Source organism: Janthinobacterium sp. (assembly GCF_031995485.1).
In the GTDB taxonomy this organism is placed as follows: Bacteria; Pseudomonadota; Gammaproteobacteria; order Burkholderiales; family Burkholderiaceae_D; genus Janthinobacterium.
The window spans coordinates 197,091-218,329 of record NZ_DAMAGB010000002.1 but is presented as its reverse complement, the minus strand read 5'-3'; the positions used below and the strand labels follow the sequence as shown (position 1 = coordinate 218,329).

The 21,239-nt window shown below is 61.4% G+C and carries 25 protein-coding genes; 19 read left to right on the top strand and 6 right to left on the bottom strand.

Translation table 11 applies throughout. The features are described from left to right. The first annotated feature begins 6 nt into the window (after positions 1–6). The 8 genes from iscU to RTQ46_RS02645 all read left to right on the top strand — a co-directional run bounded on the left by iscU (position 7) and on the right by RTQ46_RS02645 (position 5,795). Entirely contained in the window at positions 7–393 is a 387-nt protein-coding gene (iscU, locus tag RTQ46_RS02680; protein WP_152244840.1) for a Fe-S cluster assembly scaffold IscU, read from the top strand. A 115-nt stretch (positions 394–508) separates the two neighbouring features. Further along, positions 509–829, top strand: coding sequence for an iron-sulfur cluster assembly protein IscA (iscA, locus tag RTQ46_RS02675; protein ID WP_010399774.1), 321 nt, complete (start codon positions 509–511; stop codon positions 827–829). Between the two features lie 66 nt (positions 830–895). Continuing rightward, positions 896–1,411 (top strand): Fe-S protein assembly co-chaperone HscB, encoded by a 516-nt coding sequence (hscB, locus tag RTQ46_RS02670; protein WP_312434417.1) that lies wholly within the window; start codon positions 896–898, stop codon positions 1,409–1,411. A gap of 83 nt (positions 1,412–1,494) precedes the next feature. After that, positions 1,495–3,375 carry a Fe-S protein assembly chaperone HscA gene (hscA, locus tag RTQ46_RS02665; RefSeq protein ID WP_312434416.1) on the top strand — a complete coding sequence of 627 codons (1,881 nt, stop codon included), beginning with the start codon at positions 1,495–1,497 and terminating at the stop codon, positions 3,373–3,375. Between the two features lie 66 nt (positions 3,376–3,441). Further along, positions 3,442–3,783: an ISC system 2Fe-2S type ferredoxin gene (fdx, locus tag RTQ46_RS02660; RefSeq protein ID WP_034750070.1), complete on the top strand. Its 342-nt coding sequence runs from the start codon at positions 3,442–3,444 to the stop codon at positions 3,781–3,783. A 13-nt stretch (positions 3,784–3,796) separates the two neighbouring features. Next, the gene (gene iscX / locus RTQ46_RS02655; protein WP_312434412.1) at positions 3,797–3,991 is read left to right on the top strand and encodes a Fe-S cluster assembly protein IscX; all 195 of its coding nucleotides are present in this window, start codon (positions 3,797–3,799) and stop codon (positions 3,989–3,991) included. 76 nt (positions 3,992–4,067) lie between these two features. Next, positions 4,068–4,907, top strand: coding sequence for an SAM-dependent methyltransferase (locus RTQ46_RS02650; RefSeq protein WP_312434501.1), 840 nt, complete (start codon positions 4,068–4,070; stop codon positions 4,905–4,907). A 129-nt stretch (positions 4,908–5,036) separates the two neighbouring features. Then, entirely contained in the window at positions 5,037–5,795 is a 759-nt protein-coding gene (locus RTQ46_RS02645) for an rRNA pseudouridine synthase (protein WP_312434411.1), read from the top strand. On the opposite strand, the gene RTQ46_RS02640 is transcribed toward RTQ46_RS02645, so the two are convergent. The 5 genes from RTQ46_RS02640 to RTQ46_RS02620 form a co-directional block, all read right to left on the bottom strand. Continuing rightward, positions 5,792–6,214 (bottom strand): group III truncated hemoglobin, encoded by a 423-nt coding sequence (locus tag RTQ46_RS02640; protein ID WP_312434410.1) that lies wholly within the window; start codon positions 6,212–6,214, stop codon positions 5,792–5,794. The two genes, RTQ46_RS02645 and RTQ46_RS02640, sit on opposite strands and share 4 nt — an antisense overlap. Before the next feature lie 82 nt (positions 6,215–6,296). Beyond that, the gene (locus RTQ46_RS02635) at positions 6,297–6,827 is read right to left on the bottom strand and encodes an RDD family protein (RefSeq protein WP_312434408.1); all 531 of its coding nucleotides are present in this window, start codon (positions 6,825–6,827) and stop codon (positions 6,297–6,299) included. Further along, the gene (locus RTQ46_RS02630) at positions 6,817–7,467 is read right to left on the bottom strand and encodes a DUF3106 domain-containing protein (protein ID WP_312434407.1); all 651 of its coding nucleotides are present in this window, start codon (positions 7,465–7,467) and stop codon (positions 6,817–6,819) included. Before RTQ46_RS02630 ends, RTQ46_RS02635 begins: the two co-directional genes overlap by 11 nt. Then, on the bottom strand, positions 7,467–7,871 hold the full coding sequence (locus RTQ46_RS02625) for a DUF3619 family protein (protein ID WP_312434406.1): 405 nt from the start codon (positions 7,869–7,871) through the stop codon (positions 7,467–7,469). Before RTQ46_RS02625 ends, RTQ46_RS02630 begins: the two co-directional genes overlap by 1 nt. Further along, positions 7,868–8,437, bottom strand: coding sequence for an RNA polymerase sigma factor (locus tag RTQ46_RS02620; protein WP_312434405.1), 570 nt, complete (start codon positions 8,435–8,437; stop codon positions 7,868–7,870). The genes RTQ46_RS02625 and RTQ46_RS02620 overlap by 4 nt, the downstream gene beginning before the upstream one ends. Positions 8,438–8,933: 496 nt before the next feature. Between RTQ46_RS02620 and RTQ46_RS02615 the strand changes: the two genes are divergently transcribed. From RTQ46_RS02615 to pssA, 8 genes are all read left to right on the top strand, one after another. Further along, positions 8,934–10,685, top strand: a complete 1,752-nt coding sequence (locus RTQ46_RS02615) for an acetolactate synthase 3 catalytic subunit (RefSeq protein WP_312434404.1) — start codon at positions 8,934–8,936, stop codon at positions 10,683–10,685. Positions 10,686–10,687: 2 nt separating this feature from the next. Beyond that, a complete protein-coding gene (ilvN, locus tag RTQ46_RS02610) occupies positions 10,688–11,179 on the top strand; it encodes an acetolactate synthase small subunit (RefSeq protein WP_065310638.1) in 492 nt (163 codons plus the stop codon). 70 nt (positions 11,180–11,249) lie between these two features. Next, on the top strand, positions 11,250–12,266 hold the full coding sequence (gene ilvC, locus RTQ46_RS02605) for a ketol-acid reductoisomerase (RefSeq protein WP_312434403.1): 1,017 nt from the start codon (positions 11,250–11,252) through the stop codon (positions 12,264–12,266). Positions 12,267–12,414: 148 nt separating this feature from the next. Then, positions 12,415–12,810 (top strand): hypothetical protein, encoded by a 396-nt coding sequence (locus RTQ46_RS02600; protein ID WP_312434402.1) that lies wholly within the window; start codon positions 12,415–12,417, stop codon positions 12,808–12,810. Between the two features lie 205 nt (positions 12,811–13,015). After that, positions 13,016–14,251: an MFS transporter gene (locus RTQ46_RS02595; protein ID WP_312434401.1), complete on the top strand. Its 1,236-nt coding sequence runs from the start codon at positions 13,016–13,018 to the stop codon at positions 14,249–14,251. Between the two features lie 159 nt (positions 14,252–14,410). Continuing rightward, the gene (locus tag RTQ46_RS02590; RefSeq protein WP_312434400.1) at positions 14,411–15,160 is read left to right on the top strand and encodes an SIMPL domain-containing protein; all 750 of its coding nucleotides are present in this window, start codon (positions 14,411–14,413) and stop codon (positions 15,158–15,160) included. Positions 15,161–15,291: 131 nt separating this feature from the next. Further along, the gene (locus RTQ46_RS02585; protein WP_312434399.1) at positions 15,292–16,047 is read left to right on the top strand and encodes an SIMPL domain-containing protein; all 756 of its coding nucleotides are present in this window, start codon (positions 15,292–15,294) and stop codon (positions 16,045–16,047) included. 144 nt (positions 16,048–16,191) lie between these two features. After that, positions 16,192–17,043 (top strand): CDP-diacylglycerol--serine O-phosphatidyltransferase, encoded by an 852-nt coding sequence (gene pssA, locus RTQ46_RS02580; RefSeq protein WP_312434398.1) that lies wholly within the window; start codon positions 16,192–16,194, stop codon positions 17,041–17,043. 103 nt (positions 17,044–17,146) lie between these two features. Here pssA and bamE read toward each other — a convergent pair whose 3' ends face one another. Then, a complete protein-coding gene (gene bamE / locus RTQ46_RS02575) occupies positions 17,147–17,644 on the bottom strand; it encodes an outer membrane protein assembly factor BamE (RefSeq protein ID WP_312434397.1) in 498 nt (165 codons plus the stop codon). Positions 17,645–17,826: 182 nt separating this feature from the next. Here bamE and rpsO point away from each other — a divergent pair, with 182 nt between their 5' ends. The 3 genes from rpsO (at position 17,827) to RTQ46_RS02560 (ending at position 21,229) form a co-directional block, all read left to right on the top strand. After that, positions 17,827–18,096 carry a 30S ribosomal protein S15 gene (gene rpsO, locus RTQ46_RS02570; protein ID WP_010399743.1) on the top strand — a complete coding sequence of 90 codons (270 nt, stop codon included), beginning with the start codon at positions 17,827–17,829 and terminating at the stop codon, positions 18,094–18,096. Between the two features lie 221 nt (positions 18,097–18,317). Then, positions 18,318–20,435 (top strand): polyribonucleotide nucleotidyltransferase, encoded by a 2,118-nt coding sequence (gene pnp / locus RTQ46_RS02565; RefSeq protein WP_312434396.1) that lies wholly within the window; start codon positions 18,318–18,320, stop codon positions 20,433–20,435. Positions 20,436–20,593: 158 nt separating this feature from the next. Further along, positions 20,594–21,229 (top strand): hypothetical protein, encoded by a 636-nt coding sequence (locus RTQ46_RS02560; RefSeq protein WP_312434395.1) that lies wholly within the window; start codon positions 20,594–20,596, stop codon positions 21,227–21,229. Positions 21,230–21,239: the final 10 nt, after the last annotated feature.

Genomic DNA, 21,239 nt, shown 5'->3' with positions numbered 1-21,239 from the left:
ATCAAAATGGCTTACTCGGACAAAGTACTCGATCATTACGAAAATCCACGCAACGTGGGCGCCTTCGACAAGGGCGATGAAACCATCGGCACCGGCATGGTGGGCGCGCCCGCCTGCGGCGACGTGATGAAACTGCAGATCAAGGTCGGCGCCGACGGCCTGATCGAAGATGCGAAATTCAAGACCTACGGCTGCGGTTCGGCCATCGCGTCGAGCTCGCTGGTGACCGAATGGGTCAAGGGCAAGACCCTGGATCAGGCGCTGTCGATCAAGAACACGCAGATCGCCGAAGAACTGGCGCTGCCACCGGTCAAAATCCACTGCTCGATCCTGGCGGAAGACGCGATCAAGGCGGCAGTACTGGACTACAAAACCCGTCACCCAGCGGCGTAGAGCACCCGGGAAAACGTCCATGGCGGCGTTGCATTGCCTTGATCGTTTTTCAGGCGCTCCTTGGTTTGCAGGATTTGATAGCTGTTGTCCCGATGGGACAACAGTGGAGAAATAGATGATTACACTGACCGAAAAAGCGGCAAAGCACATCAACCGTTACATCGAACGCCGCGGCAAGGGCATGGGGCTGCGCTTCGGCGTGCGCACCACCGGCTGCTCGGGCCTGGCTTACAAGCTCGAATATGTCGATGAAGTGGCGGCCGAAGACAGCGTCTTCGAATCGCACGGCGTGAAAGTGTTTGTCGATCCGAAAAGCCTGCCGTACATCGACGGCACGGAACTCGATTTCGCGCGCGAAGGCCTGAACGAAGGCTTCAAGTTCCATAATCCGAACGAAAAAGACGCCTGCGGCTGCGGCGAAAGCTTCAGAATCTAACAAGCTGGCAAGTCCCTGGTCGGTGCGCTGTACTCATCGATTGAGGCACGGCGACCACCGACATCTATGCAAAATCACTTCGAATTATTCCAGTTGCCGCCGCAGTTCGCACTCGACCAGGCAGCGCTCGACAGCGCCTACCGCGATGTCCAGGGCAAGGTCCATCCCGACCGTTTCATCAATGCCAGCAGCGCCGAAAAGCGCGTGGCGATGCAATGGGCCACGCGCGCCAACGAAGCCTACCAGACCCTGAAAAGCCCGCAAAAGCGCGCGCAGTACCTGTGCGAAATCAATGGCGTCGACCTGCAGACGGAATCGAACACGGCCATGCCGGTCAGCTTTTTGATGCAGCAGATGGAGTGGCGCGAAGAACTGGGCGACGCGCGCGCCGCCAAGGACGCCGATGCGCTCGACGCGCTTGACCGCCAGCTGCGCGGCGAACGCAAGATGCTGCTGGCCCAGGTGCAGGCCCAGCTGGACGCAGCCGACTACGTGAACGCCGCGCAAAGCGTGCGCGCGCTGATGTTCCTCGACAAATTCGGCGAAGAAGTCCGTTTCGCGTTCGAGGCGCTTGAAGCCTGAGCAGCATGAGCTTCCTCCGCGCTTTATAATGCGCGCTACAGTATCTGCGGCACCACGCAATCCATCATCAAGGCACGAATACCATGGCACTTCTGCAAATTTCCGAACCCGGCATGTCGACCGCGCCGCACCAGCACCGGCTGGCCGTCGGCATCGACCTGGGCACCACCAATTCCCTGGTCGCCACCGTGCGCAACAGCATTCCTGAAGTGCTGAACGACGAAGATGGCCATGCGCTGCTGCCATCCGTGGTGCGCTACCTGCCCAACGGCCACGCGAATATCGGCTACAAGGCCATGGCCGCGCAGACCACCGATCCGAAGAACACCATCGTCTCCGTCAAGCGTTTCATGGGCCGCGGCCTGGCCGACATTGCCTATGCGGAAAACCTGCCGTATGACTTCCAGGACACGCCCGGCATGGTGCAGCTGAAAACCGTGGCCGGCGTGAAAAGCCCGGTCGAAATCTCCGCGCAGATCCTGGCCACGCTGCGCCAGCGCGCGGAAGACTCGCTGGGCGACGACCTGGTCGGCGCCGTGATCACCGTGCCCGCGTATTTCGACGACGCCCAGCGCCAGGCCACCAAGGATGCGGCCCAGCTGGCCGGCATCAATGTGCTGCGCCTGTTGAGCGAGCCGACCGCCGCTGCCATCGCCTATGGCCTCGACAGCGCCTCCGAGGGCGTGTACGCCGTATATGACCTGGGCGGCGGCACCTTCGATATCTCGATTTTGAAACTCTCCAAGGGCGTGTTCGAAGTGCTGTCCACCGGCGGCGATTCGGCCCTCGGCGGCGACGACTTCGATCGCCGCCTGTTCTGCTGGATCAGCGAGCAGGCAAAACTGGCGCCGCTGTCGGACGAAGACACGGCGATTCTGATGGTCAAGGCGCGCGAGATCAAGGAGCTGCTGTCGACCAAGGCCGAAACGAGCATCGATGCGGTGCTCAATTCGGGCGAGGAAGTCCACCTGCGCATCACGGCCGCCGACTTTGCCGCCATGACGCAGCACCTGGTGGCCAAGACCATGAACGCCATCAGGAAGGCCTTGCGCGATGCGCAGGTTGACGCCGACGATGTCGACGGCGTGGTGATGGTCGGCGGCGCCACGCGCATGCCGCACGTGCAGCGCGCCGTCAGCGAATTTTTCCACACCATCCCGCACGCCAATATCGACCCCGATAAAGTGGTGGCGCTGGGCGCGGCGATCCAGGCCAATCTGCTGGCCGGCAACCGCGCTGCCGGCGACGACTGGCTGCTGCTGGACGTGATCCCGCTCTCGCTGGGGATCGAGACCATGGGCGGGCTGGTGGAGAAAATCATTCCGCGCAATTCGACCATTCCTTGCGCGCGCGCGCAGGAATTCACGACCTTCAAGGATGGCCAGACAGCGCTGGCCGTGCACGTGCTGCAGGGCGAGCGCGAACTGGTCAGCGACTGCCGTTCGCTGGCGCGCTTCGAGCTGCGCGGCATTCCGCCGATGGTGGCGGGCGCCGCGCGCATCCGCATCACCTACCAGGTCGATGCGGACGGCTTGCTGTCGGTGTCGGCGCGCGAGCTGCGCTCGGGCGTGGAAGCGTCGATCAGCGTCAAGCCGGCGTATGGCCTGGCCGACGACGAGATCGCGCGCATGCTGCAGGATTCGTACACCTCGGCCGACGTCGACATGGTGGCGCGCGCGCTGCGCGAAGAGCAGGTCGAAGCTGAACGCATCGTGCTGGCCACGCAGTCGGCGCTCGATGAAGACGGCGCCCTGCTGGACGACGCCGAACGCGCTGTCGTCGATGGCCTGATTGCGCAGGTGCGCACGGCAATTGCCGACTCGCAAACCGGCAAGGTCGACCATCAGGCGTTGAAGCGCGTGATCGAGGCGCTGGCCGACGGCACCGAAGACTTCGCCGCGCGCCGCATGGACCGCAGCGTACGCACCGCCTTGACCGGAAAATCGCTCGACCAGGTCGCGTAAAAAAAATTGATACGGCGCGGCCGCACGAGGCGCCGCGCCCCGAATGACAGACTGAAAGAAGACACCATGCCACAAATCGTTATCCTGCCGCACGCCAAACTCTGCCCGGACGGCGCCGTGATCGAAGCTCCTGCCGGCAAGTCCATCTGCGACATCCTGCTGGAAAACGATATCGACATCGAGCACGCCTGCGAGAAATCGTGCGCCTGCACCACCTGCCATGTGCTGGTGCGCGAAGGGATCGAATCGCTGAACGAAGCGACCGAACTGGAAGAAGACATGCTGGACAAGGCCTGGGGCCTGGAGGCCGTGTCGCGCCTGTCGTGCCAGTCCATCGTGGCCGAGGCCGACCTGGTGGTCGAGATCCCGAAATACACGATCAACCAGGTCAGCGAAGGCAGCCACTAATATGGCCACTGCGATGAAATGGTCCGACATCACGGCGATCGCCGAAGCGCTGTACGACACGCATCCGGACGTCGATCCCTTGACCGTGCGCTTCACCGACCTGCATAACTGGGTGGTGAACCTGGACGGCTTCGACGACGACCATGCGCGCGGCGGCGAAAAAGTGCTCGAAGCGATACAGATGGCGTGGATCGATGAAGCGCGCTAAGGGAGCGGCAGCCGCCGCCAAGGGTGCCGGCACGGCAGCGGCCGTGCCGAAGGACGTGATCACGGCCGCCAGCAACATGCCCGAGATCAAGGAAGGCCAGTCGGTCGCGCTGCTGCAGGAACTGCATATCCTGACGCGCGACGGCAAGATGAACCAGGACAGCCGCCGCAAGCTGAAACAGGTGTATCACCTGACCCAGTTCATCGAGCCGCTGCTGCGCGAAGTGCAGCTGGACCACCCTGGTGTCTCGCTGGTGGACCACGGCGCCGGCAAGTCGTATCTCGGGTTTATTCTGTACGACCTGTTCTTCAAGAACGGCAGCGACGGCTCGCATATCTACGGCATCGAAACGCGCGAGGAACTGGTACAGCGTTCGCAGGAATTGGCTGCGAAATTCAAATTCCCCGGCATGTCGTTTTTGCCGCTGTCGGTGGCCGAGTCGACCGAATCGAGCCTGCTGCCCAAGCAGATCGATATCGTCACGGCCCTGCATGCCTGCAATACCGCCACCGATGATGCGATCCATTTCGCGCTGAAAAAGAAGGCGAAATTCATGGTGCTGGTGCCGTGCTGCCAGGCGGAAGTGGCGTCGGTGCTGAAGAAGAACAAGGGCAAGACGCTGGGCAAGAACGTGCTGACGGAACTGTGGCGCCATCCGCTGCACACGCGCGAATTCGGCAGCCAGATCACCAACGTGCTGCGCTGCCTGCAACTCGAAGCGCACGGCTACCAGGTCAGCGTGACGGAACTGGTGGGCTGGGAGCACTCGATGAAAAACGAGCTGATTATCGCCAGCTATAAAAATTTGCCGCGCCAGCGTCCGACCGAGCGGCTGCAGGAAGTGCTGCAGACCCTGGGCCTGGAAGAAATGGGGCATCGCTTCTTTGCCGAGGAACTGGCCAAGGCGACGGCCTGACTCCATCTGATGCCGTCTACTGGCGTCCTTTTCACCCCAAAAGCAACATCTGGGGTCGGACCCTGAGGGTCCGACCCCAGCATTTTGCGGGTCGATTACAATACCTGCTTTTCCTTCCTTACGTTCCCCATGACCACACCTATCGAAATGCCCACCGTCCGCCTGGCCAAGCGCCTGGCCGAAGACTTGCCCTGTTCGCGCCGCGAGGCCGAGCTGTATATCGAGGGCGGCTGGGTCACGGTCGATGGCGAACTGGTCGAAGAGGCGGGCGCGCGCGTGTCGGACAAGCAGGAGGTGGTGCTGCTGCCGAACGCCACGCTCGACGAAATGCCGCCGGTAACGATCCTGCTGCACAAGCCGGCCGGCATCAATGGCGGCGTGGGCAGCGACGGCAAGCCGGCCCTGAGCTGTTTGCGTCCCGAAGAAATCTTCACGCCCGAGAACGTGGCGCCCAGCTCCGTCACGCGTTTCCTGAAACGCCATCTGATCGGTTTGACGGTGACCAATCCGCTGGAAACCATGGCCTCGGGCCTGCTGGTGTTTACGCAGGACTTCCGCGTGGCGCGCAAGCTGGTCGATGAAGCGAAAACGGTGGAGCAGGAATTCATCGTTGAAGTGACGGGCCAGATCGCGGAAGGCGGCCTGGCGCTGCTCAATCACGGCCTGCCGTTCAATGGCAAGCCGCTGCCGCCGATGAAGGTCAGCTGGCAGAACGAGACGCGGCTGCGCTTTGCGCTGAAGAACGTGCAGCCGGGCCAGCTGGCCCATATGTGCCGCATGGTGGGCCTGGAGGTAGCCGGCGTCAAGCGCCTGCGCATCGGCCGCATCTCGATGGGCGCCATGCCCGTCGGTCAATGGCGTTACCTGCAGGGTTACGAACGGTTCTAAGCAGGGTGCTGCTGCATGTGGCTTTCGGCAAAGCTCTTCCATAGCCGCTCGGCGATGCGCAGGGCGATGGCGTCGGCCTTTTCCTGCAGCGCCGGGTTGCCCAGGCTCTCGGTGGTGGCAAAGAACAGTGTCAGCCAGCGGCGGAACATGCACGGCGTCAGATTCTCCATCTGCGCGTGCTGCGCCAGCGGCTTGCCGTGGTAGCGCATGGTGCCGCGCAGCAGGCCTGACCAGAAGTCGACCAGCGTGGCCAGGTGTTCGTCCCAATTCTGGACTTCCCGGCCGAAAACCGGGCCGAGCATGGCGTCTTCGCGGACGGCCGCATAGAAGGTGTGGACGAGCCGCGTGACTTCTTCTTCGGAACAGATTTCCGTGCGCGACTTGAGGATATGGACGTGGGGTGGGGGAGCGGTTTTCATGGCATGCCATGATGGCAGAGCTGCCCCCGGTGCTTCAATGATCCAGGTCAAGCGCCTGGAGATAGCGCTTCAGGACAGGATGTCAGGCTGCGACTTTCCGGCCTTTCTTGGCCGGCGCCGGCAACTGCACGATCTGCGTGCCCAGCAGTTTGTCGTGCAGGAACTGGCCATTGCCGGTAAACAGCGCGGTGGCCGACCAGGCCAGCATGCCGATGCCGACCGCCGACAGCGCCTGCCAGTGCTGCAGGTCCAGCGCATACGACACCAGGATGCCCGGCAGCAGCCACATCCATGACAGCACATAGCGATACGCAGCCACGCGCAGTGGCACATGGGCGTGTCCCGGCAGCACCAGTTTCAGGCGCCAGGTCTTCATCGCCAAGGTTTGGCCCTCGCGGCTCCATTGATGGATGAAATAGGCGCCCATCACCAGGAAGGCCAGGCACTGGCGCATGTGCTCGGTCAGCGGCGTATGCGCGCCCTGCACCACCAGTTCGAATACCAGGAAGGGCAGGAACAGCACGGCCAGTGCCAGCAAGGACTCATACACGATGGAAATCAGGCGCCGCTTGATGGTGGGCGTGGCGGTCAGGGCGGCGTTATTATCTGGCATGGTCGGGCAATGGTGCGGGTGTGGCGGCAGGCGTAGCCGGCGCGGTAGAGGCTGGAGCGGCCGGCGGCGCAATCGCAGGGGCCACCGCGGCCGCCGGCGTTTTGACCACAGGTACTTTTTTCGGCACGGCTTCGGCGGCCAGCTTTTTTTTCTGTTCTTCCGGCAATTGCTGGTACTGCTGCCACTGCGCCGATTTCTGGCCCGGATCGATCTTCTTGGCGCGCGTATAGTTTTCGCGCACCGTGCGGCGCTGTTCGGGCGTCAGCTTGATCCATTCGCGCATGCGCTCCTGCACGCGTGCCTGTTCGTCCGGCTTCATGCTGGCGTAGCGGTTGGCGATATCGAGCCATTTCTGGCGGCGCGGCGCGTCAAGCTTGTTCCACTCGCCGGCCAGCGGCTGCAAGGCGGCCTGCTGCGCGCGCGTCAGCTTGTTCCATGGCGAAGCGCCGGTACTTGCTGGCGCGGCCGTGTTGGCGGCGGCATGCGGCGCCGCAGGCTGGACAGTTGGTACGGCTGCGGCAGGAGCCGCGACGGGCGCGGCTTGCTGGTCTGCATATACCCAGGAGGCGCCGGCCAGCGCACAGGCGCCCAGCACGACGCCGGCGGCAGTCCAGCGCTTGCGCAGGTTCGGGCGTGCCATTATTGTGCGCGTTTCGTCAGGTAGGCGTTGAAGCCGTGGTCCATATAGGCCGACAGCGGCAGTTCGTCCGACAGCACGGCCGCGTCGAGTTCGGCCAGTTCGGCAATCTGCTGCTCCTGCTCGAACTGGTAGATGCCGGCCGCGCCGGCGACCAGCACCAGCAGCGGAATCACCACGCTCATGCGGCCCAGCCACGACAGCGGTTCGGCAAACAGCTGGCTGGCCATGCCGGCCAGGACATTCTTCCTTGCGGCAACGCGCGCGGGCGCATCGGCCTTCTTGCGCGCCAGCGCCGCCTTGCGGGCGGCCGCCAAGCGATCAGTGGTCGAGGCCGGCAGGTCGTCGAGTTTTTCGTTCAGCGCGTGGCGCACTTTGTAGGCGAAATTGAGGTCGTCGGTATTCATAGTTGTATTCCCTTGGCTTTCAGCGATTCGGCGAGCGCGTGCGTAGCTCTTGAGCAATGTGTTTTGACGCTGCCTTCGGAGCAACCCATCGCTAGCGCTGTTTCAGCCACATCCATATCCTGCCAGTAACGCATGAGGAAGGCTTCGCGTTGACGCGCGGGCAGCTTTTGTACCTCTTCATCAATCAAATCAAGCATTTGCGCGCGTTCGACCTGGTCGGCCGAAGATTCGGCGGCGCTGCTGCCTTGCTCTGATTCATATGTTTCCAGTATATCAAAGTCCTCGTGCTCGTCACCCGCTGGTTTCATGCCGGAAAACAGGCTGACCCAGGTGTTGCGCACCTTCTCGCGGCGGAAATAATCGAGGATGGTGGTCTGCAGGATGCGCTGGAACAGCATCGGCAGTTCGGCAGCCGGCTTGTCGCCGTATTTTTCGGCCAGCTTGATCATCGCGTCCTGCACGATGTCGAGCGCCGACTCGTCCTTGCGTACGGCGTAGGCGGCCTGCTTGAAGGCGCGCCGCTCCACATGTTCGAGAAAATCGGATAATTCTTTGTCTGTTGCCATGCGGTAGGGGAGCGAGCGGGCGGCTGCGTATGCTGTGGGCGGAGAAGAGATGGTCTGTTTTTTGCAAACTGAGCGCATGCTAGCAAAAAATGTGCATTTCCGCATGATTTTGCACCGGGAATGCGCAAAAAAGCAGTTTGGCTGACATTTTCCTTGACCATCATGGTGCGACGCGATAACGTATGGGACGCTTTGAACACCCCAAAGCTCTATGGTCAAGTTGCAACTGGCACACAACGCCACCAGCGACAAGACGCGCTTTCATTTGTAGGCAGTTTGTTCTAACCCGCGCCACAAGCGCGAGAGGTTCGTACAGTCGCCACAGAAACTCCGGCCAAACGAGTTGCGTTAAGCGTTGTTTTGTAAGGTATCTATGGGTGCCCAAAGAAATGTCGTGACCGCATGAAAAGGGAAGCAGGAGCACTGTAGCGTCAGGCGTACTTCGTCAGGAAAGAACATCCGATCAATCTCCAATGGACCTTGAAAGGAATGTTTCATGAATACCGAAGCAAGAGGATCTGCCTCGGGACCGGCCATCGGTCCCATTACCGGCGCGGAAATCGTCGTGCGCTGTCTGGCTGAAGAAGGCGTCGAGCACGTCTTTGGTTACCCGGGCGGAGCCGTACTGTATATCTACGACGCCATTTTCCAGCAAAACAAATTCCAGCATATCCTGGTACGCCACGAGCAGGCCGCCGTGCACGCCGCCGATGCCTATTCGCGCAGTTCGAACAAGGTCGGCGTGGCCATCGTCACGTCCGGCCCGGGCGTCACCAATGCCGTCACCGGCCTGTCGACCGCCTATATGGACTCGATCCCGATGGTGGTGATCTCTGGCCAGGTGCCGAGCCATGCGATCGGCCAGGATGCGTTCCAGGAGTGCGACACCGTCGGCATCACCCGCCCGGTCGTCAAGCACAACTTCCTCGTCAAGGACGTCAAGGACCTGGCCGCAACGATCAAGAAAGCCTTCTTTATCGCCCGCACCGGCCGTCCCGGCCCCGTGCTGGTCGATATCCCGAAGGATATCAGCATGCACAAATGCCATTTCGACTATCCGAAGGAAGTCGAGATGCGCTCGTACCGTCCGGTCGACAAGGGCCACTCGGGCCAGATCCGCAAGGCCGTGCAGCTGTTGCTGCAAGCCGAACGTCCGATGATCTACACGGGCGGCGGCGTGATCCTGGCCAATGCCTCGGAAGAGCTGAACAAGCTGGTCGACCGCTTGGGTTTCCCGTGCACCAACACCCTGATGGGGCTGGGCGCCTACCGCGCATCGAGCGAGCAGTTTGTCGGCATGCCGGGCATGCACGGCACCTACGAAGCGAACATGGCGATGCAGAACTGCGACGTGCTGATTGCCATCGGCGCGCGTTTCGATGACCGCGTGATCGGCAACCCGAAACACTTTGCCTCGCATCCGCGCAAGATCATCCACGTCGATATCGACCCGTCGTCGATCTCGAAGCGCGTGAAAGTCGACATTCCCATCGTCGGCAACGTCAAGGATGTACTGATCGAATTCCTGGCCCAGCTCGACGCGGCCGAAGCCAAGCCGAATGTCAATGCATTGAGCAACTGGTGGAAGCAGATCGCCGAATGGCGTGGCCGCGACTGCCTGAAATATCCAACCTCGGACCTGGTGATCAAGCCGCAATCGGTAGTGGAAAAAGTGTTCCAGATCACCAAGGGCGACGCCTTCATCACGTCCGACGTGGGCCAGCACCAGATGTGGGCCGCGCAGTACTATCGCTTCGACAAGCCGCGCCGCTGGATCAATTCCGGCGGCCTGGGCACCATGGGTGTCGGCTTGCCGTACGCCATGGGCGTGCAGATGGCCAATCCCGATGCGACGGTGGCCTGCATCACCGGCGAAGGCTCGATCCAGATGTGCATCCAGGAGCTCGCCACATGCAAGCAGTATCACCTGACGCCGAAGATCATCATGCTCAACAACCGTTTCCTCGGCATGGTGCGCCAGTGGCAGGAGATCGACTATGGTTCGCGCTATTCCGAGTCCTACATGGATTCGCTGCCGGACTTTGAAAAGCTGGCCGAGGCCTATGGCCACGTCGGCATGAAGATTGAAAAACCGGGCGACGTCGACGGCGCCCTGAAAGAGGCGTTCGGCATGAAAGACAGGCTGGTGTTCATGAACTTCATTACCGACCAGTCCGAAAACGTGTGGCCGATGGTGAAAGCCGGCAAAGGCTTGTCCGAAATGATGCTCGGCTCGGAGGACCTGTAACCATGCGCCATATTATTTCTGTCTTGCTGGAAAACGAAGCGGGCGCCCTGTCGCGCGTGGTGGGCCTGTTCTCGGCCCGCGGCTACAACATCGAAACGCTGACCGTGGCGCCGACCGAAGACGCAACGCTGTCGCGGATGACCATTGTCACCAGCGGCTCGGACGACATCATCGAGCAGATCACCAAGCACCTGAACCGCCTGATCGAGGTGGTGAAGGTGGTGGACCTGACCGAAGGCCAGCATATCGAGCGCGAGCTGATGCTGATCAAGGTGCGCGCCGTGGGCAAGGAACGCGAAGAAATGAAGCGCACCGCCGACATCTTCCGCGGCCGCATCATCGACGTGACCGAAAAGACCTACACGATCGAGCTGACCGGCAACAAGGTCAAGCTGGACGCGTTCATCGATTCGATCGACCGCGCCTCGATCCTGGAAACCGTCCGCACGGGCGGCTCGGGCATCGGCCGCGGCGAACGCATCCTCAAAGTTTAAAAAGATTGCAGCACGCGGCCCCGGCCGCACCCCCATACAACGCAGTTACTTAAAATATATAGGAAATACCATGAAAGTTTTTTACGACAAAGACGCCGACCTCTCCCTGATCAAAGGTAAAAACGTTGCCATCATCGGCTACGGTTCGCAGGGCCATGCCCACGCACAAAACCTGAACGATTCGGGCGTCAACGTCACCGTTGGCCTGCGCAAGGGCGGCGCGTCGTGGAACAAGGTTGAGCAGGCCGGCCTGAAAGTGGCGGAAGTCAATGACGCCGTGAAAGCCGCCGACGTCATCATGATCCTGCTGCCGGATGAAAACATCGCCCAGGTCTACAACGAAAACATCGCGCCGTACGCCAAGGAAGGCGCCGTGCTGGCGTTTGCCCACGGCTTCAACGTGCATTACGGCCAGGTCGTGCCGCGCGCCGACCTCGACGTGATCATGATCGCACCGAAAGCGCCGGGCCACACCGTGCGCGCCACCTACACCCAGGGTGGCGGCGTGCCGCACCTGATCGCCGTGTACCAGGACAAATCGGGCGTGGCCCGCGATATCGCCCTGTCGTACGCATCGGCCAACGGCGGCGGCCGTGCCGGCATTATCGAAACGAACTTCCGCGAAGAAACCGAAACCGATCTGTTCGGCGAGCAGGCCGTGCTGTGCGGCGGCGCCGTGGAACTGATCAAGGCCGGTTTCGAAACCCTGACAGAAGCGGGCTACGCGCCGGAAATGGCCTACTTCGAGTGCCTGCACGAACTGAAACTGATCGTCGACCTGATCTATGAAGGCGGCATCGCCAACATGAACTACTCGATCTCGAACAACGCCGAATACGGCGAATATGTGACCGGCCCGAAAGTCGTGACCTCGGCCACCAAGGATGCGATGCGCCAGTGCCTGAAAGACATTCAAACGGGCGAATACGCGAAGAGCTTTATCCTTGAAAACAAGGCAGGCGCACCGACCCTGATCTCGCGCCGCCGCCTGACGGCCGAACACCAGATCGAAGAAGTCGGCGCCAAGCTGCGCGCCATGATGCCATGGATCGCGAAAAACAAAATGGTTGACCAGTCGAAGAACTAAGCAGTTTGTTGCATGAGAAAGCCGGCGCAAGCCGGCTTTTTTTCGTCCTGGCGGCCGCGGATGCTGGCGATCCGCTACAATCAGGGCCGTTAAAATTGCCAGTTGAATCATGCTTGTTTTTTCAAGAGTCATCGTCGGAAACCTGAATATGCGCAAGCGTCCAGTCTCGGTTGCCATCAGCTGCTGGTTCCTGGTCCTGGCATCGCTGGTCTCGCTCCCTTCCGCCTGGCTTGGCCGCAACGATCCCGCCATGCTGGCATGGATGGCGCACGGCCCGATTCCGGTGGCGGTGCAACTTGCGATTCTGTTTGGTAATCTGGGCATCACGCTGCTGACTGCAGTAGCCATGCTGCAAGGCTATCGCGGTGCGCGCACCGTGTATGTCGTGTGGAGCGTGATCGATACCGCCGTTGCGCTGGCCACCGTGCCGGACAGGATGGGTGTGCTGCCTGGCATCTTCTTGTTCGTGGTGATCTGCGCCTTTTTATATAGTCCGAAATCGAACGCCTGGTTTTCGCCGCGCAAGGCGGCCAATGATGGCTGACTGACAGGCGCTGACCCCGATTGCGTTCGTGCGCACGCTTTTGGTGCGTTTGCTATACAATTCCGCCCTTCCTTTGCAGTTTCATGCGCCGTCACACGGCGCTGCTGCATCTGTTTCGGTTTCTGCCGACCGCAACGCGCATTACCGCTATCCATAGCACGCCAGGCTTTGTTAAACAGTTGCCTGCGCAACCAGAAGGACCCCTATGACTGACCGCTTTACCGCCACGGTGCCTGTTCCAGGCACTGCCGAGGCTTCCATTTCCCAACGCTTTCCGCTGGCCGCCTTGCTGGCGCTGGCCATGACCAGTTTTATCGCCATCCTGGCCGAAACCCTGCCGGCCGGCCTGCTGCCGCAGATCGCCCACGGCCTTCGCATCTCCGAAGTGATGACGGGCCAGCTCGTTACCGTATTTGCGATCGGCTCGATCCTGACCGCGATTCCGCTGACCGCCATGACCAGCGGCTGGCGCCGCCGCAAGGTGCTGCTGCTGGCCGTCGGCGGCTTTCTCGTCTTTAATACCATCACGGCGCTGGCGCCCAATTACGCAGTGGCGCTGGCCTCGCGCTTTCTGGCCGGCATGGCCGCCGGCCTGGCCTGGGGCCTGATGGCCGGCTATGCGCGGCGCATGGTCAGCGTGGCGCAGCAGGGCAGGGCGATGGCGATCGCCATGATCGGCACGCCGCTGGCGCTGTCGCTGGGCGTGCCGCTGGGCACGCTGATGGGCGGCGTGCTGGGCTGGCGCAGCATCTTTGGCGTCATGTCCGGCCTGGCCATCATCCTGGTCGCCTGGATACTGGTGGCCGTGCCCGATTATCCGGGGCAGAAGCATGGCGAGCGCCCGAGCATCGGCCAGGTGTTCATGACGCCGGGCGTGCGCCCCATCCTGGCCGTGATCGTGGCCTGGATGCTGGCGCATAACATCCTGTACACCTATATCGCGCCGTTCCTGGCGCCGTCGGGGCTGCGCACGCGGGTCGACCTGGTGCTGCTGGTGTATGGCGTGGGTTCGCTGGCCGGCATCTGGTTGATCAGCCAGCTGATCGACCGCTGGCTGCGCAAGCTGGTGCTGGGCAGCATAGGCGCGTTTGCGCTGCTCGTGGTGGCGCTGGGCATCGGCATGGACAGCCCTGCGGTCATCTATATCAGCATGGCGGTGTGGGGCGTGACCTTCGGCGGCGCGGGTACGCTGCTGCAGACGGCCTCGGCCGACGCTGCCGGCGACGGCATGGATGTGGCGCAGGCAATGGTGGCCACCATCTGGAATGTGGCGATTGCCGGCGGCGGCATGGTCGGCGGCGTGCTGCTCGACGGGTATGGCGTCACTGCCTTCCCGTGGGTGATGCTGGCGCTGCTGTTGGCGGCGCTGGCGACTGCGTGGTTTGCGCGGCGCAGCTTCAAGCCGGGGCGGCGTACCGGGGGTGTGGTCGCCGGTCACTGAATGTGTCAGGATGTGAGCGGCAGGTGGAAAGTGTGACGATTTGTTAATTTGCGCCACGGCAAACTTCTGGCCGTTAGAATCAAGCCAGTTTGATCATATCCATAAGCAGCGGGGCGTACCACGACCCTGTCTGCATCCAACCACCGAGGAGTCGTATCCATGATGAAATCCGTACTTGTTGCCGCCGCAGCGACCGTTGCCCTGAGCGCCCAGGCGCAAACCTTGCCGACCACCGGCACCCTGGTGGTCGTGCCTGCCTTTGGCGAAGTCAAGCATGCCAACGACCAGGTGGTCGCCACCCTGGCCATCGAAGAGCAGGACAAGGACAAGGCTGCCGCCGCGTCGCGCGTCAACCAGAAGATGAACAAGGGCGTGGCCATCGTCAAGCAGGCCGATCCCTCGGCGGTGCTGAAATCGTATGGCTACTATACCTACCCGGTATATCCGGAGGACCGTCCGCTGCCGGCTGGCGCCGTCGCCAAGCCGCGCGTGCCGACCGCCTGGCGCGTGGGCCAGTATCTGGAAGTGACCACCACCAACCTGGCCAGCCTGCCGAAAACCGTCTCGGCGGCGCAGGGCGTGCTGACGCTGAACGGGCTGAATTTCGGCCTGAAGCCGGAAACCATCCGCCTGCTGGATGACCAGCGCATCGCCGCCACCTATAAAAACCTGAACGAGCGCATCGCCTCGATCGCGCGCGCCATGGGCCGCAATGTGTCCGACGCCGTGCTCGATACGGTTGATTTCGAAGGCTCGGGCAATTACGCCGGCGAAAGCCGCGCCGCTGCCGCGCCGATGATGATGCGCAGCAAAGCCGCCGACGACAATAACGCGGTGGCCGAGCCAAGCTTCGAGCCGGGCGAAACCACGCTGGACATGCGCCTGGTGGGCAAGGTCAAGTTCAAGTAATGTCGGGCTGAGCCCGGCGTGGCGATATTTGCGACAAAGTAAATATTTCCGCGCTAGAATGACTTACTAAAAAATCATGGGGCTATTCGGCCCCATGACTGTTTTTGCCGCCACCATTTGAAAGGGTTTTCATGACTGTCCTGAAATCGATGCTGTTCGCCGCCGCCGTTTCCACCTTGGCGCTGTCCGCCCAGGCACAAGGCCTGCCCACTGCCGGCACGCTGGTGGTGATAGCGGCCAGTGGCGAAGTGATCCATGCGAACGACCAGGTCACCGTCATGTTGGCCATCGAAGAGCAGGACGCTGACAAGGCGGCCGCCGCGTCGCGCGTCAACCAGAAGATGAACCAGGGCGTGGCCATCGTCAAACAGGCCGATCCGCAGGCGGTGCTGAAAACCCAGGGCTATTACACCTATGCCGTGTATCCGGAAGTGGCGCCGTTGCCGGCCGGCAGCGTGGCCAAGCCGCGCGTGCCGACCAGCTGGCGCGTCGGACAATTCCTGCAGGTAAAGACGATGAACCTGGCTGCCTTGCCGAAAACCGTGTCGGCGGCGCAAGCCGTACTGACCTTGAACCGCCTGAATTTCAGCCTGTCGCCCGCCACCACGCGCAAGCTCGACAATGAACGCATCGTGGCCGCCTATCAAAACCTCAACGAGCGCGTGGCGGTGCTTGCCGGCGCCATGGGGCGCAGCGTCAATGACGCCGTGATCGACACGCTCGACTTCGAAGGCGTGGGCTATGTGCAGGGCAACTATGCCCCGCCGGCCCCGCCGGCGCCCTTGCGCGCGATGAAGAACGAGGCCACCCAGGTCGCCGAGCCGAATTTTGAACCGGGCGAGACCGCCATCAACCTGCGCGTGGTGGCCAAGGTCCGCTTCAAATAAGCGGCTTGCCATGCGAAACTGATGACGGCGCCATGCTTTTCTTTGGCCTTGTCTCCTCTATAATGGCACTACCGGAGCGGGCATGCTGTCATGCCTGCTTCCTCTGACACCGATTACCCTGCAGCAAACAAGAAATGGATCAACATGGCAAACTTCCCCCGTCGTCGAGGCAAGAACGGCACACCGGCAACATCGAAGGCATCGCGCTTCAGCAAATTCGTGCGCCAGCCGGTCAATGATGGCGCCGGCAAGAAAACCTTGCGCCGCCGCGGCATTTATCTGTTGCCCAATGCCTTCACGACGGCGGCCCTGTTCTGCGGCTTCTATGCCATCGTCATGGCCATGAACCAGAAATTCGAACATGCCGCCTGGGCCATCTTTATCGCCATGATCCTCGACGGGCTCGACGGGCGCATCGCGCGCCTGACCAATACCCAGAGCGAATTTGGCGCCCAGTACGACAGCCTGTCCGACATGGTGTCGTTCGGCGCCGCGCCGGCGCTGGTGATCTATGAATGGTCGCTGCGCGGCATGGGCAAGCTGGGCTGGCTGGCCGCGTTCGTGTATTGCGCCGGCGCTGCGCTGCGCCTGGCCCGCTTCAACACGAATATCGCGGTGGTCGACAAGCGCTTCTTCCAGGGCTTGCCCAGCCCGGCGGCGGCCGCCATGGTGGCCGGCTTCATCCTGATGATGAACGACCTGCAGTTTGCCGGCAACCAGCTGGCCTGGGTTTCATGGGCGATTGCCCTGTTTGCCGGCCTGACCATGGTCACCAACGTGCCGTTCTACAGCTTCAAGGACGTGAACTTCCGCAAGTCGGTGCCGTTCATCGTGGTCTTCCTGCTGGCGCTGTTCTTCGCGCTGATCTCGATCGATCCGCCGAAGGTGCTGTTCCCGATCTTTGTCGCCTACGGCCTGTCCGGCTATATCGTGTTTTTCTGGCGCATGGCCAAGGGCAAGCCGGTCAGCATTGTGCAGGTGGATCACGAGCATTAACCAACCCCAAATGCAGCCCCTGGGGTCGGACCCTCGGGGACTCGGCGTCCCCGTCCGACCCCGGCATTTACGCCGTTGGGCTGATTTTCAAACAAACACTCCCTCACCAGAAAAACCGCCGTTCCTCCTTGTCCGGATCCGGCCCGTTCATCATCTGCCGCACGATGCCGCCATGGTCGAAGTGCACATGCATCATCGAATCCCACACGCCCGATTCCTTGTAGCGGTACGACCAGACGTACAGTTTCGGCAGCGCCAGGTACGATCTCTCGGTGGGCCGGCCCAGCAGATGCAGCACATCCTGCTGGGTCGACACGCCGATCTTGACCCTTGCAAAGCCCGGCGCGTCCAGTACCTGCTCGTAGGATGTCAGGCGCTGGTCGGGGCCAAAGCGGGCCATGTAGGTGTACTGGCCATACGGCCCGGTGGCATATTCCAGTTCCGGACCCTCGGGCAGCTGGTAGATATTGGTCGGAACACCCATGCGCGCTTCGATGGCGGCGCGGGTTTCGCCCGGTTGCGGTGGCGGACCACTCATGCCGGCGCAGCCTGCCAGCAGCAGTGGCGCCAGAATCGTTGCTAATTTGAATGCTTTTTTCATGATCAGACTCCCGAAATACCGGAAAATCCTATCATGCACCGAGAAAAGCGCGCACGACTGGATACAGGCAGGCATTTTTCCGATATACTTGCGCGTCTGGTTTGAGCTCAAGCCAGTTTTTTCAATCGTAGTTCACGGTGGATAGGGTTCAGACTCTGTGCACCGCATGTGAAAGGTTTATCATGACAGTAGAGAACATCAACAAAGCCGCCATTATCGCGGACAACGCACGTGGTCAGAACGACACCGGCTCCCCTGAAGTGCAAGTTGCACTGCTGACCGCTCGTATCAACGAACTGAACGGCCACTTCAAAGCCCACTCGAAAGATCACCACTCCCGCCGCGGCCTGATCATGATGGTCAACCGTCGCAAGAGCCTGTTGTCCTACCTGAAGGCCAAAGACGCTACCCGTTATCGCGACCTGATCGCTAAACTTGGTCTGCGCAAGTAATTTTTGCCGTACAAGGTTTATACAGAAATGCCTGCGCCAGTTCGCTGACGCGGGCATTTTGTCATTTGAATTCCCGAATTTCTTCCCGCAAGTAAAGTATTCTGTGCGGGATGCCATGTTTTAAAAGCAAAGTAGCAAAGGCGGCATGCACATTGGGCCGCCTGTGGTGAGGTGAACGACAGCCCCTGAAAATCTGTCGGCAAATAGAAAAGGGATTCCCCATGTTTAATAAAGTTACGAAAACCTTCCAGTACGGTCAACATCAAGTGACCCTGGAAACCGGCGAAATCGCACGTCAGGCATCCGGCGCAGTGCTGGTGTCGATCGAAGATACCGTCGTTCTGGCAACGGTGGTGGCACGCAAGGATGCCAAGCCAGGCCAGGATTTCTTCCCTTTGACAGTAGATTATGTTGAAAAAACCTATGCTGCCGGTAAAATCCCGGGCGGTTTTTTCAAGCGTGAAGGCCGTCCTTCCGAAAAAGAAACCCTGACGTCGCGTCTGATCGACCGTCCTATCCGTCCTTTGTTCCCTGAAGGCTACCTGAATGAAGTGCAAGTCATCATTCACGTGCTGTCGGTCAACCCGGAAATCGATCCGGACATCGCCGCCATGATCGGCGCATCGGCCGCCCTGTGCGTGTCGGGCGTGCCCTTCAACGGCCCGATCGGCGCCGCGCGCGTCGGTTACGCCAATGGCCAGTACATCCTGAACCCGACGGTCCAGCAGCTGAAAACCTCGCAGATGGACCTGGTGGTCGCCGGTACCGAAACGGCCGTGCTGATGGTCGAATCGGAAGCGCAGCAACTGTCCGAAGAAATCATGCTGGGCGCCGTGGTATTTGGCCATGACCAGATGAAAGTCGTAATCGACGCGATCCACGACCTGGTGCGTGACGGCGGCAAGCCGGAAGTCGAATGGGCGCCTGCGCCGAAAAACGAAGCACTGATCGCCCGCGTCGCGCATTTTGCCAACGCCAAGATCAATGATGCGTACCAGACCAAGGACAAGCAGGAACGTACGGCCAAGCTGAAAGCGGCGACGTCGGAAGTGATCGCCGACCTGACCGCTGAAGCGGCCGCTGCCGGTGGCGCGTCGATCGACAGCGCTGAAGTGAACAACATCCTGTTCGACATCGAAGCGAAAATCGTGCGTACCCAGATCCTGGACGGCGAGCCACGCATCGACGGCCGCGACACGCGCACCGTGCGTCCGATCTCGATCCGTACCAGCGTGCTGCCACGCACCCACGGTTCGGCCCTGTTCACGCGCGGCGAAACCCAGGCACTGGTCGTCGCTACCCTGGGCACCGCCCGCGACAGCCAGAAGATCGATGCGCTGATGGGCGAGTTCACCGATTCGTTCATGCTGCATTACAACATGCCTCCGTTCGCCACCGGCGAAACGGGCCGTGTCGGTACCCCGAAACGCCGCGAAATCGGCCACGGCCGCCTGGCCAAGCGCGCGCTGATCGCCGCGCTGCCAGCCGCCGAAGAGTTCAGCTACTCGGTGCGCCTGGTGTCGGAAATTACCGAATCGAACGGTTCCTCGTCGATGGCTTCGGTGTGCGGCGGCTGCCTGGCACTGATGGACGCCGGCGTGCCAATGAAAGAACACGTGGCCGGTATCGCCATGGGCCTGATCAAGGAAGGCGGCAAGTTTGCCGTGCTGTCCGACATCCTGGGCGACGAAGATCACCTGGGCGACATGGACTTCAAGGTAGCCGGTACCCGCAACGGTATCACCGCGCTGCAGATGGACATCAAGATCATGGGCATCACCAAGGAAATCATGCAAGTGGCACTGGCGCAAGCCAAGGAAGGCCGCGAGCACATCCTGGGCGAAATGCAAAAAGCCATGCCGCACGTGAAAACGGAACTGTCCGATTTCGCACCGCGCCTGATCACCATCAAGATCAATCCGGAAAAAATCCGTGACGTGATCGGCAAGGGCGGCGCCGTGATTCGCGCGCTGACCGAAGAGACCGGCACCCAGATCGACATCAGCGACGAAGGCGTGGTCACCATCGCTTCGGTCGACGCTGCCGCCGGCCAGGAAGCCAAGCGCCGCATCGAAGAACTGACCGCCTCGGTCGAAGTGGGCAAGACCTACGAAGGCACCGTGCTGAAACTGCTGGACTTCGGCGCCATCGTGCAAGTCATGCCAGGCAAGGACGGCCTGCTGCACATCAGCCAGATCGCCAACGAGCGCGTCAACGCCGTCGCCGATTACCTGAAAGAAGGCCAGCTGGTCCGCGTCAAAGTGCTGGAAACGGACGACCGCGGCCGTCTGAAGCTGTCGATGAAAGCTGCCGAAGGCGGCGAAGCGCCAGCCGCTTAAGCTATTCTGACTGCGGCCTTGGCCGCAGGCTCAAAAACCGCCAGCGCGCAAGCCCTGGCGGTTTTTTTACGCCGGTTGACATGGCGCAGGATGCCCGCGCCGGCTCCTTGTAGATTCGTACGGTTGCTTCCGTTCGATATTCTCAAGGAGATTGCGTCATGCTGAAACGATTACTGCTGTCGGCAGCCATGCTGCTCGCTATGTTTGCCGGCACTATGCCCGCGTGCCTCGCGCAGGACCTGGCTGCCTTGCGCAGCGAGCACGCCAGCGCCATCGACGACCTGAGCACTTTCAGGACCAACGGCCTGCAGCGTCCGGCAATCGACGGCTGGCTGGAAGGCGGGGAAGGGCAGCAGTTCCTGGCCCAGCTGCGCGCGGCCGATCCGGCTGCGCCGGCGGAGACGATCTATGCGCGGGCCGTCGAACAGCTGGCGTCCGGCGCCGCCTTGCCGACCGTCTCGCCCATCGATGCGCCGCTGCTCAAGGTGGTGCCGCACGGGCAGAGCGTGTCGCCGTACTCGCCTTACTTCACCACCAGCCAGCAGTTGCAGAACGGCAGCGGCGAGTGCGGCACGCTGGCCGACTGCTTCGGCTTGCCGCTCAGGAGCGAGGCGCCGCTGTATGATGTGTATCAGGTCACGCCGAACGGCACGGTGACGGTGTTTGTCAGCCCGGTGGCGCCCACCGAAGAGCTGGGCGGGCTGGTGCGGCGCAAGGGCGGCGCCTTGCAATACCTGCTGCCCAATCGCAAGCTGTGGTCAGCTCCGGTGCTGGTCGGCACCATCACGAATTAGGAAAGCCATC